The organism is Chromobacterium sp. CV08 (assembly GCF_051129845.1).
Classification (GTDB): Bacteria; Pseudomonadota; Gammaproteobacteria; order Burkholderiales; family Chromobacteriaceae; genus Chromobacterium.
In genome coordinates this window covers 18,245-32,923 of the sequence record NZ_CP150453.1, presented here as the reverse complement: position 1 = coordinate 32,923, position 14,679 = coordinate 18,245, and the positions used below count along the sequence as shown (strand labels likewise).

Genomic DNA, 14,679 nt, shown 5'->3' with positions numbered 1-14,679 from the left:
ATGTACTGTCTGATGGTGCAGTTTGGGCCGCGGTGCGCAGGCTGATCGAGCAGGCGCTCAGGCCTCGGCGATTCTGATGGTCTCCCGCAAGGTCTCGACGAAGCGCGCCAGCGCCGGATTGCCGGCCTCGCGCTTCCAGACAAAGCACAGCGGCAGCGGCACCGACAGGTTCTGCAGCCGGTAGAAGCGTACCTGCGCCGGTGGGCGGGCCAGATTGGCGGCGTTGACGATGGCGGCGCCGATGCCGGAACAGACCAGCGACAGCATCGCCGCCTCGGTCGGCTGCTCCTGCACGATGTTCAGACGGATGCCGGCCTGCTGGCAGGCGCTGGACAGCCGGTCGTGGTAGGCCGGGTAGACGGCGCGCGGGAAGCTGATGAACGGCCGTCCGGCCAGTGCGTGCAGATTGAACGGCTGCGTCTCGTCGTGTGCGATCTGCCACGCGCGCGGCAGCGCCAGCACGACGTCGTGGCGCAGCAGCGGCAGCGCGGCCAGCTCGTCCGGCAGCGGATCGAAACGGTAGATGAAGCCGCCGTCCAGCGCATCCTGCGCGATCGCGGCGAGCTGCTTCGGGCTGTTCAGCGTGGACAGCGCCATCGCGACGTCCGGCGCCTCCGCCTGGAAACGGTGCAAAGCCTGAGGCACCACGCCGTCCCAGCCGGCGTTCTCGACATAGCCCAGCCGCAGCTGTCCGGCCACGCCGTCGGCGACACGGCGCGCGGCCGTCGCCGCGGCGTCCAGCGCCGCCAGTATCCGGCGCGTGTCGCGCAGATAGCAGTCGCCGGCCGGCGTCAGCCGCAAGCCGCGCGGCGAGCGCGTGAACAGCGCGAAGCCCAGTTCCGCCTCCAGGTCCTGGATCTGGCGCGTGATGGCGGGCTGGGTGATGTGCAGCCGCTCGGACGCGGCGCGCATGCTGGCATGTTCGGCCACCGCCGCGAAATAGCGCAGATGCCGCAGCTCCATCTCTCTGTTCCCGATTATTGCGATGCTTTAAATTTATCACGGTCTCATAAATCGGCATTGGAAGGCATGAGTGATTTCCGCGATAGTAGGTCCAAGCCCGGCTTCGCCGAGCCGCCAACCGAACAGAGAATCATGATGGACACTCAGACCTACCGCATCGGCCATGCGCGCGTGACGCGCGTGACCGACACCCTGCTCACCGGCATCACCCCGGCCTATCTTTACGCCGACTGGAACGAGGCGGTGCTGGCCGAGCAGCCGCAGCTGCGCGCGCTGTTGGACGACGGCGGCGAGCACATCATCCTCAGCGTGCACACCTGGGTGGTGGAGCTGGACGGCAAGGTTTACCTGATAGACACCGGCCTGGGCAACGACAAGGAGCGGCCGTTCAGCGCGATGTTCCACCGGCTGCGCACGCCGTTTCTGGCGCGTCTGGCCGCGCTGGGCATCCGGCCGGAGGATGTGGACCACGTGCTGCTGACCCATCTGCACGCCGACCATGTCGGCTGGAACACCCGCCTGGTCGACGGCCGCTGGGTGCCGACTTTCCCGCGCGCCGTCTACGCGATGCCGCAGGGCGAGCTGGATTTCTTCGCGACGCCGGAGGCCGACAAGCGGCGCATCGTGTTCGACGACAGCGTGGCGCCGGTGCTGGCCAGCGGCCAGGGGCTGGGCGTGGACGCGGCCGGGGCCGATTACGCCGGCGTCTTCCATTTCCATCCGACGCCGGGACACTGCGCCGGCCATATGTCGATTTCGCTGCATTCGGCCGGCGAGACCGCCCTCTTCACCGGCGACGCCATGCATTCGCCGGTGCAGGTCTACCGTCCGGAGTGGAACTCGGCCTTCTGTCGCGAACAGGACGGCGCGCGCGCGTCCCGCCGCTGGCTGCTGGACTATGCCTGCGAACGCCGCGCCACGGTGTTCACCGCCCATTTCGGCGCCTCGTCGGCCGGCGTGGTCAGCCGCGACGGCGACGCTTACGGCTGGCAGTTCCTCTAGGTCGCGCATTGAATAAGGCCCGTTCCGCCTTGCGACGGAACGGGCCTTGCAGGGGCCGGCTGCCTACTCGGCCTCTTCCGGACTGAGGCTGACCAGCAGCGCGTCGGCGTTGACGATGTCGCCGACCTGGCAATGCAGCTCGGCCACGATGCCGGCGCAGGGCGCGTACAGGCGGTTCTCCATCTTCATCGCCTCGACGATGGCCACCACCTGCTGGGCCTCCACCCGGGTGCCCGCCGCCAGCGGCAGGGCCACCACGGTGCCGGGCATCGGCGTGCGTACCTGCAGGCCGCCGCCGGCCTCCTGCTCGGCCTGTTCCGCCTGCTCGGCGCGCAGCGCGACGCGCTGGCCGCCGACGCTCAGCTCGACATCGTCGCCGCGCAGCAGCGCGTACCAGCGCCAGCCGTCCACCTCGCCGTGCCAGTGATCGCCGGCGCCGGCCAGGCTGACCGCATGGCGCCGCCCGTCCACCTGCACCAGGGTCTGTTCGCCGTCGCGGTCCAGCAGCCAGGCCTGCCAGCGCTCGGCGCCGCCGCGGTAGGCGACCCGGCCCAGCGGCGCGTCCGGGTCCAGCGCGGCGCGGTCGTAGGCGCCGACGCCGCCCTGCCAGGGCGAGGCCGATTCGGCGCAGGCCCGCGCCTGGCGGATGGTGGCGGCGCAGGCCACGGCGGCGGTGAGGCGGTTGGCTTCCGGCGCCGCCGCCAGCTCGTCCACCAGATGAGTGTGCAGCTGGCCGGCCTGCACCCGCGGCTCGCGCAGCAGCCGCTGCAGGAAGCCCAGATTGCTGGTCAGGCCCAGGAGCTCGGTGTCGCGCAGGCCGGTCTGCAACTGCGCCAGCGCCGCCGCGCGGCCGGAGCCGTGGGCGATCAGCTTGGCAAGCATCGGGTCGTAGAAGGCCGGCACCGCGCCGCCGCGGTCAAAGGCGGCGTCCACGCGCAGCTGCGCCGGCCAGCGCGCGTGCAGCGCGGCGCCGGGCATCGGCGCGAATTCGCGCAGCGGGTCCTCGGCGTAGACGCGGCACTCGATGGCGTGGCCGTCGGCGCGGATGTCGGCCTGGGCCAGCGGCAGGCCCTCGCCGGCGGCGACGCGCAGCTGCCACTCCACCAGGTCCAGGCCGGTGATGGCCTCGGTCACCGGGTGCTCCACCTGCAGCCGGGTGTTCACCTCCAGGAAGTAGAAGCGGCCGTCCGGCGCCAGGATGAACTCGAAGGTGCCGGCGTTGCGATAGCCTATCGCCTGGGCGCCGCGCACGGCGGCCGCCAGCAGGGCCTCGCGGGTATCGGCCGGCAGGCCGAAGGCGGGGGCCTCCTCGACGATCTTCTGGTGGCGGCGCTGCAGCGAGCATTCCCGCTCGAACAGGTGCACCGCCGCGCCGAGGCCGTCGCCGAAGACCTGCACCTCCAGGTGGCGCGGCTGCGAGACGTAGCGCTCCACCAGCAGCCGGCCGTCGCCGAAGCTGGAACGGCCGATGCGCACGGCGGCGTCCACCGCCTCGCGCAGTTCCGCCTCGCTCCACACCACCTGCATGCCCTTGCCGCCGCCGCCGGCGGACGGCTTGAGGATCACCGGATAGCCGATCTCGGTGCAGGTCTCCAGGATCAGGCCGTAGGACTCGGTGGCCTCGGGCGAGCCGGGCAGCACCGGCACGCCGGCGGCCTCCATCAGTTGGCGCGCGCGGGCCTTGTCGCCCATCTGGACGATGGTGTCCGCGTCCGGGCCGATGAAGACCAGGCCGGCCTCGGCCACCGCGCGGGCGAAGCCGGCGTTCTCCGACAGGAAACCGTAGCCGGGATGGATGGCCTCGCTGCCGCTGCGCAGCGCGGCGTCTATGATGGCCTGGCCGTTCAGATAGCTGGCGCTGGCCGGAGTCTCGCCTATCCATTCGCGCGCGACGGCGCCCTGCAGATGGTCCGCCCCGGCGTCGGCGCTGGAGTGGACGGCGACAAACTCTATGCCCAGCCGCTGGCAGCTGCGGGCGATGCGGCGGGCGATCTCGCCGCGGTTGGCGATCAAAATTCGTTTGAACATGGTCTACATCCTGAAGACGCCAAAGCGGGTTTCCCGGACGGGGGCGGCGGCGGCCAGCGCCAGGCTGAGAGCCAGCCACTCCCGGGTTTGGGCGGGGTCGACGATGGCGTCCACCCACAGCCGGGAGGCGACGTACAGCGCCTGGCCCTGCCGTTCGTAGGCCTCGCGTATCGGCCGCTTGAAGGCCTCCTCCTCTTCCGCCGTCCAGCTCTTGCCCTGCTTTTCCAACTGCTCGGCGCGGATCAGCGCCAGCACGGTGGCTGCCTGCTCGCCGCCGACCACCGTGGTCTTGGCGTTGGGCCACATCGCCATCAGCTGCGGGCCGATGGAACGGCCGCACATCGCCAGGTTGCCGGCGCCGTAGCTGCCGCCTATCAGGATGCTGAACTTGGGCACGCGGGCGCAGGAGGCGGCGTTGACCATCTTGGCGCCGTGCTTGGCGATGCCGCCGGCCTCGTACTCCGCGCCCACCATGAAGCCGTTGATATTGTGCAGGAACAGCAGCGGAATACCGCGCTGGGAGCAGATTTCGATGAAGTTGGCCGCTTTTTGCGCGCTTTCCGAAAACAGCACCCCGTCGTTGATCAGCACGCCCACCGGGTAGCCGCCGATATGGCCGGTGCCGCACAGGATGCTGGTGCCGAAGCGGGCGCGGTACTCGGCGAAGGCCGAGTCGTCCAGCAGCCGGGCCAGGATTTCGCGCGCCGGAATGTGCTCGCGCGGATTGGCGCTGATGATGCCGGGCAGCTCGGCCGGATCGTGGCGCGGCGGCAGCGGCGCCTGCGGCGGCGCGTACTGCCTGCCGACGCCGCGGCGGGCGACGATGTCGCGCAGCAGCTGGATGGCGTGCTCGTCGCTGAGCGCGTAATGGTCGGCCACGCCGCTGTCGCGGGTGTGGACGTCGGCGCCGCCCAGCGTCTCGGCGTCGACGATGACGCCGGTGGCCGCGCGCACCAGCTGCGGACCGCCCAGGAAGATGGAGCCGTTGCCGCGCACGATGATGGTTTCGTCGCTCATCGCCGGGATGTAGGCGCCGCCGGCGGTGCAAGAGCCGAGCACGGCCGAGATCTGCGGCAGGCCCAGCGCCGACATTTCGGCGATATTGCGGAAGATGCGGCCGAAATGGTGCTCGTCCGGGAAGATCTCCTCCTGCAGCGGCAGGTAGACGCCGCCGGAGTCCACCAGGTAGAGGCAGGGCAGGCCCAGTTCGCGGGCGATGTCCTGGGTGCGCAGATGCTTGCGCAGCGTCAGCGGGTAGTAGGTGCCGCCCTTGACCGAGGCGTCGTTGGCGAACACCGCCACCGCGTGGCCGGAGACGATGCCTATGCCGGTGACGATGCCGGCGCAGGGCACCGGGTGGTCGTAGACCTCGTGGCCGGCCAGCTGGCCGATTTCCAGAAAGGGCGTGCCGGGGTCCAGCAACAGCGACAGCCGCTCGCGCGGGGACAGCTTGCCCTTGGCCGCCTGCTTGGCGCGGGCCTCGGCGCCGCCGCCTTGCAAGGCGGCGTCGCGGGCGGCGGCGATCTGCCCGCGCAGCAGGCCGTAGGCCGCCATATTGCGCTCATAGGCCTCGCCGCTGGCCGGGAGGCGCGATTCGATTCGAGACATATCCGATTCCTTGCGTCAGGCCGCGCTGAGGCGTGCCTGGAACAGAACTTGCAGAAGAGTGATCAGGCCGAGCGCGGCCACCGCCAGCGTCCAGGCGCCGTTGTGGTGCAGCAGCACCGAGGCGGTGGCGGCGATGCCGGCCAGGCCTTGCTGCAGGAAGCCGCACAGCGCCATCGCGTGGGCGCCGTGGTCCTTGGCGTCGCTGACCGCCGTGGCCATGCTGTTGGGGAACAGCACCGCCTGGCCGAAAATGGTCAGGCAATACAGGCCGATGAACAGCAGCAGGCCGGGCCTGGCCTCCAGCACGCCCAGGTGCCAGCACAGCAGCATGGCGACGGTGGCCGCGGCCATCAGCAGCGCGCCGGTCCGCATCAGCTTCTTGCCGCCCAGCTTGGCGACCGCGCGGTTGACCAGCATCGCGCCGCTGAAATAGGCCAGGCCGATCAGCAGGCCGACATTGCCGAAGCTGGCCACCGCCAGGCCGAAATGCTCCTGGAACACGAAGGGGCTGACTTCCTGCAGCGTCACCGTGGTGGCGAAGCCCAGGCCGCCGGCGCAGGCCGGCAGCACAAAGCCGGGCCGGCGCAGGATCTGCCAGTAGGGGCTGCCGCCGTGGCGAGCGGCCGCCGGCCGGCCTCCCTGCAGCGGCACGCTCAGGCTCAGCAGCGCGGCCAGGCAGCCGGTGACGGCCATCAGCACGAAGCCGGCCTGCCAGTGGCTGTACTCGCCTATCAGCCCGCCGATGAACTGGCCGCCGCCCAGCGCCGTGATGAAGGCGATGGACAGCACCGACAGCCGGCGCGCCAGCTCGTCGCCGCTCCAGTTGTCGCGGACGATGATGCGGGCGATGATGGCCGCGCCGCCGGCGGCGATGCCCTGCAGCACCCGCAGCGCCAGCAGCTCGGCGGCGCTGCCGACGGCGGCCAGCAGCGCGCTGCACAGCACGAACAGCGCCAGCGAAGCCAGCAGCGGGGCGCGGCGGCCCCAGCGGTCGGCGGCCGATCCCCAGAACAGCACCGGCAGCGCGGCGCCGACGACGAAACCGGAGATCGACATCTCCACCAGGCTCTGGCTCATCGCCAGCTCGCGCATCACTGCCGGCAGCGACGGCAGGTAGACGGTGGTGGCCATCTGCGCCATGAACACGATCAGGCAGGACAGCACCATCAGCCGCGCGGCCGGACGCGCCGCCTCCAGCGGGGCGGCGGCGGTCTGCGCGGACGCCTTACTCATGGTTGGCTCGCAGCTGCTTCAGGCAGGCACCGAAACGCTCGATCTCCGCCGCCGTCATATTGGCGCGGATCATGATGCGCAGGCCGGCGCGGCCCTTGGCGATCACCGGGAAGAAGATGGGCGAGGTGTAATAGCCGTCCTCCAGCAGGCTCTTGGCGTACAGGATGGTGCGCTCTTCCGAGCCGATGGAGACGAAGCGGATCGGCAGCGGCTCGCCGCTGTTTTCCGATTCCACATGCTGGTCGAACAAGCGGATATTGTCCTGCAGCTTCTGCTGCAATACCGGCAGCTCGGCCGACTTGTGCACGGCCACCGATTCGATGATGGCGCCCAGACCGGCGGTATTGATGCGCTGCGACCAGGTGACCGGGCCGCCGAAGCGGGTGGCCAGCTTGCGGCGCTCGGCGTCGCCGCGAGGACCCAGGAAGATGGCGCCGCCGGACGCGCCGAAGCCCTTGTTCAGCGAGGTGACGATCAGCGTGCGGTCGTTGATCGCGCCCATCTCCTCCAGCACCAGGCCGCGGCCCTGATGGCCCAGCGTGGACAGACCGTGCGCCTCGTCGAAGAACAGGAACAGGCCGTACTTGTCCTGCAGGGCCAGCAACTCCTTCACCGGCGCCATGCCGCCGGTGCTGTACACGCCGTCGGCGACGTAGGCGACGCGCTGATGCGTCTTGCACAAGTCCTCCAGCGCGTTCAGATCGTTGTGGCGTATGGTCTGGATCTCCGTCTCGTCGGCGCAGATCGGCTTCATCATGTTCAGGCAGAAGTGGGCGTTCTTGTCGAACACCATCAGCGGCGCCACGTCGCCGGTCAGCGCGCCGGACGCCAGCAAGGGCAGCGTGGCGGCGGCCGCGGCGGCGCAGGACGGCACCGTCAGCGTCTCCGCGTCCACCAGGCCGGCCAGCGCCTCTTCCGCCTGCTGCAGGATGTCGAACTGCACCCGGATGCGCGAGATGGAGGTGTTCAGCGAGCCGGTGTTCAGCACCGCGTCCGCCGCGGCGCGCAAGATAGCCGGGTGAGAGTCCAGCCCCAGGTAGGAGTAGGACGACATATTGGTGAAGTGTCGGCCATTGGCCACCGCCTCGTGACGACCGTCGCCCAGATTGCGGGTGACGATATTGGCCATGCCGGCCGCGGTGGTGACATCCCAGAAGCTGTTGCTCAGCTGGATGGCCTTTTTGATATTGGTGTGTTGATGCATCGTGTATAGCCCCGTCTTGTGTTGATTCAAACGATTCGCGCTTCCCGTGCCGCCGTTCTGCGCGGCGGCTGCGAAAAGGCCCTGCCCCCGGTTCTGGTGTCGGGTGGTATATGAATAGTTCTTATATGAACATAAAATAATCTACTTCATAGAACTATCCTAAATGCATAGTATCAGTATGTAAGCAGGAATTAAAGCGAACGTATGATTTTTGGCATAAGTCGTTGACGTGATGGCAACAGGGGGTGAACGGCCTGTTATCTGGCGGCAAGATGCGGTTATCGTGCGGAAAATGGAGACTAACCGGACTGGGTGAGGAGCGGCGCGCGATACGGCAAGCCGCGGCGATTAAGTGCGGACAAAGCCTCGCCAAGCACATGAGCCAAGGCGCGCCGACGCAGACAGTACAGGCAGTACGGCAAGGAGGCGTAGCGCAGGATCAGGGGTTTTGTTCGCGACGCTAAGCCAGCTACGGCTTGCCAGAGGCGCGGCAGGAAGGTACTAGATCGCGGCGGCGTACTGTCTGAGCTGTCGAGTGGTTTCGGGCAAGCCTTGCCGCTGCAGGATATCCAGGTATTCGTCGACGGTTCTGGGCGGGCGCTTCAACGATTGGCGGTGTTGGGCAAAAGCGCGCCACGCTCAGTAGCCCATGTCCAGTTCCTGCGCTTGGGCCGCCAGTTCGTCCAGCACCGCCAGCCGTTTTTGCTGCTGATGTTGTTTGTAGCGCAACACGTCCTGGTAACGCACGCGGCGATGAGTGCCCACTTTATGGAACGGTATGGCGCGCGCGTTCAACAGCTTGATCAGGTGGGGCCGCGACACATTCAGAAAGTCCGCGGCCTCCTGAGTGGTCAACTCGGCATGGACCGGCATCAGGCTCACCGCATTGCCCTGGGCCATTTCCGCCAGGATATCGACCAATAAGTGAAACACCTTGGTGGGCACCTGCACGGTTTCATGTCCGCCGGATGCACCCTGCAGGTGGATCGCCTGCGTGTTTTGGTGCAGCGCCAGGAACTGCGCGAGCTGACGGCCGCTTTCCCTGGCCAGTTCCACTTCCCCCGGCGTGGGCAGGACGGGCTTGGCGATGGTATTCATTTGGACAACCTTGGGGATGAGGCGGTACTGGAGTTCACAGTGTAAATATTCGAAATAACCGAATCAAACGAAACACCAAATGCCAGTGGACGGCGCATCGGCTGTCGCGGAGGGGAAAGTCGGCTTGAATCGCTGGCGCGGGAGTCGAGTTTATGGATATCGCAGGCCCTACCGTGAGGGCATGCCGGCTGGGGTGTTATCTGGATTGAGCCCGCTCAGGGCATCTGATGACGCCGACCCGGCGGTGGACCGGGCTTAAACTCAGGCGCTTGGCTACTTGCAATCCAGCGCGAGCGCGGTGGTATCCATCAGCCGGACCTTGTCGCCGATGGCGACGGTGTAGACGCGCCCGCCGTCGACCAGCATCAGGAATTTATCGGAGCGGTCCAACAGCCAGCCGCTGACGGTCTTGCCGTTGTCCAGGGTGATGCTGGAAGGGGCGGTTTTCCCGGCTTGCTTGGCACAGGCGGTGGCGATGAAGTTTTGCCTGCCGATATCCCGGGCACTGTTGATCCACAAGGCTAAATAATAAACCAGACAGAATAAGTAGAGCGCTGTGCCAAGGAATACAAAGGTCATGCCGCGGAAATCCTTATCATAAGAAAACCGCGATAAGAATTGCGTGGGTATTTTCCCTTGTTGAGTCGAGCCGGATTTCTTTTTTAAACGTATGCCTAAAACAAGAGTCACCAGACCGGTAGCCACTAGATAAGCAACGAGTTTTATCCAGGCGATATAGGGCAGGACAAACCCTTTCAGCGCGGTATCCTGTAATGACGGCCGGGAGAGCGGGCCGGCGTTTTCAATTGGCGACCAGAAACCGTCCAGGTAGCTGCTGCCTGCTATCCATGCGAAGGCGCCAAGCAGTGTAGCGAGCAGCCCCACCATCTTGAGCAGGAATTCCAGTATCTGCACCACGGCCAACACGCTCTCTCTGCCCGGCTTGGGTTCAGGCTTGCGGGTGTGGGGGAGCGAGGTGTGGGGCGTGCGGGCTTGTTGTTGGTTTGGCATCGGGCCGGCGGATCAGCGAAAAGCTTAATGGTAGCGTTTGTCTAGGGCGGCCCACTATTGACCAGGGGCTCCGCGGTTTTTGCGCGGCGGCGGTTTGCCTATGACAATATGCTGCGTTGACGACGATGGGGGCATCAGCTCCCATCGAACATGCAGAATCCAATACCGGCGGCCTGCTCCGGCTCTTGAGCCGTATGACTTGGCTGGTATAGACAGCCGGCTCAACTGTGGTGCTCACCGGGTGTATCGTATGATCTATGCATTCATGCCGGCATCTCTGAAGAAAGGGTCGCTTCCTTCCAGGCGTGGGCATTGGGCTTCGATCTCTGCCGGCCATTGGGGGATTTTGCTGAAGTGCATGGCGATCATCCGGCCAGGATAGACTAGGTAATAGGCCAAAATAAATGGATGGAAATAACTGCCAAGCGCAGCCGCAATCCGTTCAAAGCTGAAAGCGAAGGTTTCTTTTTTGTCCTTGATCGGCAAACATCCGCTGATCACGCCAGATACACTGGCTGGGCCCTCTTCCATATAACGGCGGATGAATTCCCAGAATCCCTTTGCATTCTCCCGCCCCCAGCTGCCCATTGCGCATGCCGGCAAGCCAAATGTTTCGCGCACGGTTATGCCATCCTCATCCAGAACATGACCGACCATGTCCCACATCCCATAGGTGACTGGGATTTGAGTGAAAAAAACCTTATCCCACTTGACGCTTAATATTGTTCCATCTTGACGAAAAACATGGACCGTGCGCGTTTTTCTATTGAAACGGATGGGATAGTGGGTGTAGTTAATTTCTTTTTTTATCCATGTCCAAAAAAAGTAACCAAAGGGAATTGTGATTAGTAAGGGCAAGATTAATATGGCTGCTCCTGAATCGCCTCCCCAAACCTCAGTTAGTGCCACTGCTATAAGCCATGCTGAGCCCAGTACGTAGCACAAAATAACAAAAAGAGACACAAAAGTCAGTGCTCCTTTGTCAAAAAAATATTTATCTACTACTTCCAGCCAGTTGGAGTTGATTTCAATGACGGACAGTTGATGATATAGCTCTGTTTCTATTTTATCTTTTTGTTTTAATTGACGATCGCGCTCGTCATCCGAAAGTGGACGATTGACAGAGTAGGAGGTAATTTGTCCAGTAAATTCCATATCATCCCGCCACAGCAAGTTCAAGTTGTTTCTGTTCCTCTTCTGGAGTCTGATAAGCTCGCTTACCCCAGTAGCCATTCTCTAGCCAGGCTTGAACTTTATTATCTTTGAACAGCTCGATGAGCAGAGTAATCCCAATCAAAGCAATAATGGCAATCCAGCCAATAAAAGGAACAGCACCTGCAAATGCTAGTGCTGCAACAGCAAGCCCAAGGAAAGCGGATGAGCCATAAAGTATCGCCATTCCCCACTCTCTTTTTTGGGCAGCTTGATAAGCATTCTTTCCATCCCAAAATGCCATGACAGCCCCAGCAAAAAAACCACCTAATCTTCCTATAAAACTAAGCCCAATTCCAATCTTGCTTAAGCCAGCTGAAAATTTCGGTACCCAGCCAGCCGATTTTTTCAATCCTTGGCCGGCCATATCGATGACGGTTCCCCAGAATGCCGTGGTGCCTGCGCGCAAGCGCCAACTGGCTTCCTTCGCCTCGTGGCTCATCGCGCCCTGTTCGTCCTGTCCAAGCTTGTCCAAGGCTTCCCATTGCCAAATGCCGGCCATCAGCCCGCCAACAAAAGGAATCGCTCCCTTGGCACTGGAAAGAGCCGCCCGCCATTCGCCCATGACGATATTGTCCAGCTGGGCGGAGGTGCGGAGGCTGTCCGCCAGCCATTTAGCCTGCTGGGGAGGTGTCAGCCCACTGGGCATGCCCTTGATTTGCTTGGGGTCCAGCATGAGGGTGAAAATCTTCTTTTCCGTCCCCTCCAGCGGAATGCCGGCGGCTTTCAGGTTGCGCAGCTGGGCGCTGACGGCGCGTTCCATCTCGCGCGGATTCATCGCCTTGCCGCTTTGCTTGAGCAGTTCCTTGATCAGCCGGGTACGGAAAGCCTTTTTACTACCGGTGACTTCAACCTGCACAAAGACCTTGCGGCTGTGCATCGCCATTGCGGCCCAGAGCGGGCGGGCCACCTTGTTGGCTATAACATTGAACAGTTTGATCAATGGTGCGCTGATTGTCAGTAGATAGACATTCAGACTGGTATCGCCGTGGGCGATCTTCTCGGCCACACTGCCTTGGAAGCCGACATAGGCATCTGCCGGGAAGATGCGCGGATCAATGCTTGGGGAGCCGATGGCTTTGTTTACCTGGTCTTTCAGCGACTTTTGGTTCAGCACAGCGGCGTTGAGCAGGAAATTCTCCGGATCGAAGCTGCCGGACAGCATTTGCGAGATGTAATCCAGGCAAAGCTTCTTGTCCTGGGCGCCGGAAACGGCCAGATTGACCGCCCGGGTATAGGCTTCGCCGCTATCCAGGCTGTCTTCGTCGTAATTGCACTGGAAGGACTGTTTGATGTCCTGGCAACCCAGCCAGCCGAGATAGGCCTTTGCCAGCGGCTGGATGGTGTCCTGGTCGAATTGCTTGCTTTGGGTTTCAAAGCCCGTTTGCCAGTTCTGCATGGCCGTCTCGTTGAACTTGACCCGATATTTGTCCCAGGCGTGCGTTTGCGCGAGTTTGGCTTCTGCCGGCGTGACGGTGCGCAAGGCATCGTACTGAGCCGCTTTGCGTTTCCTGGCGCTTTCAGAGAAGAGAACCGATATGTCGGGCTGGGATATATAGTCGTTTGCCAGCCTCTCCGCCGCCTGGTGCTCTGCTTCAAGCCCCTGGTCCTCCACCGCCACCTTCAGCTGGCTGATGGCCATGCTGGCCATCAACGGGTGCTTGTTTTCCTTCTTGTTGGCGAAGGCGCTGGCATGATGAATCATCAGGGCGGACAGTTCTGCCGCCATGCCCACCGGGTCGCTCAGCGTCACGATGAAGCCTTTGCCAGGTGCCAGCTTCTCCGCTTCCGCGATCAATCTATCGGAATGCCCTTTTCTGCTGGCGAGCGGCACGGGGGAGAAATCCACCGCTTTGCTCAATGCGGCCTTATCCAGCGCGTATTCGGCGATCTTGCTACCCGCGTTTTTGATCGGCAGACAGTGTTTGGCGTCCACGCTGGCGGTGTAGGCTTTTACGTCTACGCAGCGCATGTGTTTTTTGCGATAGTCCGCGCTGTCATGCCGTTTGCGCACGGCATCGGTCCATTGGCCGTCGGAAAATGCCAGCCATACCTTGGTGGCGCGCTTGGCATCGGGGATGGTGATGCAGCTGGCGATGGCACGATGCCCTTCGTCCGGACAGCTAAACGGTTTTTTCGGCAGGACGAGCGGCTGGCCTTTGGCCTGCGTGCTGGTCTTGAAGAAATAGCCATCCTCAGTGACGAAATAGTCGTCCCAGCGCTTGCGGGCTTCGTCGTAGACATAAAGGTAGCCGCTGCGCAGCGTCCTCAGTGTGTATTGTCCGCTGGCCTCCGGCAGGGCAATGGCGGGCTTGTTGGCTACCACCGGCGCGCCGGCACCGGGAAGGGCGATCGCATATCGCACGGGGAAAATCGGTACGCCACGCTTATCGCAGTATTCGCAACTGGGGTTGGTGCTCATGTTTTCTCGTCGTGGCATGCATTATTGAATCGGAGCGGCCTGGGTAGCCGCCCATTGCTCGTCCGTGAGCATGGCCAGGCAATCCACGACCGTGCTGTCTTCGCGCTCTTCCGGGCTTTGCGCCATAAAGCCCACTATTTCGCGCTGGACTTCCGGGTAGGTATCAAAATGCTCTCCGTAGCGAATGCCATAGCAGGCAAACGCCACCTGATCCTCAAGCCGGGCAAGGTGGTAAAGATGTTGCGCACGTTGAACCAGGCCGTCCACGCGTCCGGCCAGATTGACGGCGTCCTCCCAGGCCAAGCGGTCGGTCTGAGCGAAAGCGCGATTCACCGCGCCGATTCTGAGCAAACCGTCCCAAGCCACGGCCGGTGGCGTCCCGCTGCCGGGCTTGGGTGGGGTCGTCAGGGCCCAACGGCCATATAGATTGGTGGCCCATCTGAGGATGGGGCCGTACAGCTCGATCAGTGCTCGGTTATTGAGAACGCGCGGCAATTGAGACCAGACTCTGCCGTCGAATATCCTCAACCATAGCTTTTGTCCTTGACGGACCAGCAGCTGGGTGTGGCATAAGTGTCTGGCCATAGCGGCCGGCGGGGAGTCCGCGTGCAGCAGCACGCTGAGCGGCGCGGGCTCCTCCGCCAACTGCGCGTTTTCCAACTGCGCGAACAAGGCATGCCTGTTCTCCGGGGATAAGGCCGACAGGTCCAACAGGGACGGCATCAGGCCTTCATTGTCCTCAAATCCCTTTGGCGTCAGGAGCGTCCATGGCCATGCAGGCGGCAGTTCCGCTCGCTGCTCAGCCGAGGCAATGGCAAAGTTGAATGCCTCACCTGGGCCTTTGGTCAGGAACTCGCCAGACAACGGCTGCCAGTCATGCTGATTCATCACATCCATC

At 63.7% G+C, this 14,679-nt stretch carries 11 protein-coding genes; 1 reads left to right on the top strand and 10 read right to left on the bottom strand.

Annotated features, from left to right (window positions below; all coding sequences use genetic code 11):
• Positions 1 to 57: 57 nt before the first annotated feature.
• On the bottom strand, positions 58 to 963 hold the full coding sequence (locus WNM05_RS00110; protein WP_434631319.1) for a LysR family transcriptional regulator: 906 nt from the start codon (positions 961 to 963) through the stop codon (positions 58 to 60).
• A 132-nt stretch (positions 964 to 1,095) separates the two neighbouring features.
• On the opposite strand from WNM05_RS00110, the gene WNM05_RS00105 reads away from it, so the two are divergent.
• Positions 1,096 to 1,965, top strand: a complete 870-nt coding sequence (locus WNM05_RS00105) for an MBL fold metallo-hydrolase (RefSeq protein WP_434631316.1) — start codon at positions 1,096 to 1,098, stop codon at positions 1,963 to 1,965.
• 63 nt (positions 1,966 to 2,028) lie between these two features.
• On the opposite strand, the gene WNM05_RS00100 is transcribed toward WNM05_RS00105, so the two are convergent.
• From WNM05_RS00100 to WNM05_RS00060, 9 genes are all read right to left on the bottom strand, one after another.
• A complete protein-coding gene (locus WNM05_RS00100; RefSeq protein WP_434631313.1) occupies positions 2,029 to 3,993 on the bottom strand; it encodes an acetyl/propionyl/methylcrotonyl-CoA carboxylase subunit alpha in 1,965 nt (654 codons plus the stop codon).
• A 3-nt stretch (positions 3,994 to 3,996) separates the two neighbouring features.
• On the bottom strand, positions 3,997 to 5,601 hold the full coding sequence (locus WNM05_RS00095) for a carboxyl transferase domain-containing protein (protein WP_434631311.1): 1,605 nt from the start codon (positions 5,599 to 5,601) through the stop codon (positions 3,997 to 3,999).
• Positions 5,602 to 5,616: 15 nt separating this feature from the next.
• Positions 5,617 to 6,834: an MFS transporter gene (locus WNM05_RS00090; RefSeq protein WP_434631309.1), complete on the bottom strand. Its 1,218-nt coding sequence runs from the start codon at positions 6,832 to 6,834 to the stop codon at positions 5,617 to 5,619.
• On the bottom strand, positions 6,827 to 8,038 hold the full coding sequence (locus WNM05_RS00085; protein WP_424646183.1) for an aminotransferase class I/II-fold pyridoxal phosphate-dependent enzyme: 1,212 nt from the start codon (positions 8,036 to 8,038) through the stop codon (positions 6,827 to 6,829). Before WNM05_RS00085 ends, WNM05_RS00090 begins: the two co-directional genes overlap by 8 nt.
• Before the next feature lie 639 nt (positions 8,039 to 8,677).
• On the bottom strand, positions 8,678 to 9,136 hold the full coding sequence (locus WNM05_RS00080; protein ID WP_434631307.1) for a helix-turn-helix domain-containing protein: 459 nt from the start codon (positions 9,134 to 9,136) through the stop codon (positions 8,678 to 8,680).
• A 273-nt stretch (positions 9,137 to 9,409) separates the two neighbouring features.
• On the bottom strand, positions 9,410 to 10,147 hold the full coding sequence (locus WNM05_RS00075) for a hypothetical protein (protein ID WP_434631304.1): 738 nt from the start codon (positions 10,145 to 10,147) through the stop codon (positions 9,410 to 9,412).
• 255 nt (positions 10,148 to 10,402) lie between these two features.
• Positions 10,403 to 11,326, bottom strand: coding sequence for a DUF6708 domain-containing protein (locus WNM05_RS00070; protein ID WP_434631301.1), 924 nt, complete (start codon positions 11,324 to 11,326; stop codon positions 10,403 to 10,405).
• Entirely contained in the window at positions 11,304 to 13,781 is a 2,478-nt protein-coding gene (locus WNM05_RS00065) for a T6SS effector BTH_I2691 family protein (protein WP_434631298.1), read from the bottom strand. Before WNM05_RS00065 ends, WNM05_RS00070 begins: the two co-directional genes overlap by 23 nt.
• Positions 13,782 to 13,802: 21 nt before the next feature.
• A complete protein-coding gene (locus WNM05_RS00060) occupies positions 13,803 to 14,669 on the bottom strand; it encodes a hypothetical protein (protein WP_434631295.1) in 867 nt (288 codons plus the stop codon).
• Positions 14,670 to 14,679: the final 10 nt, after the last annotated feature.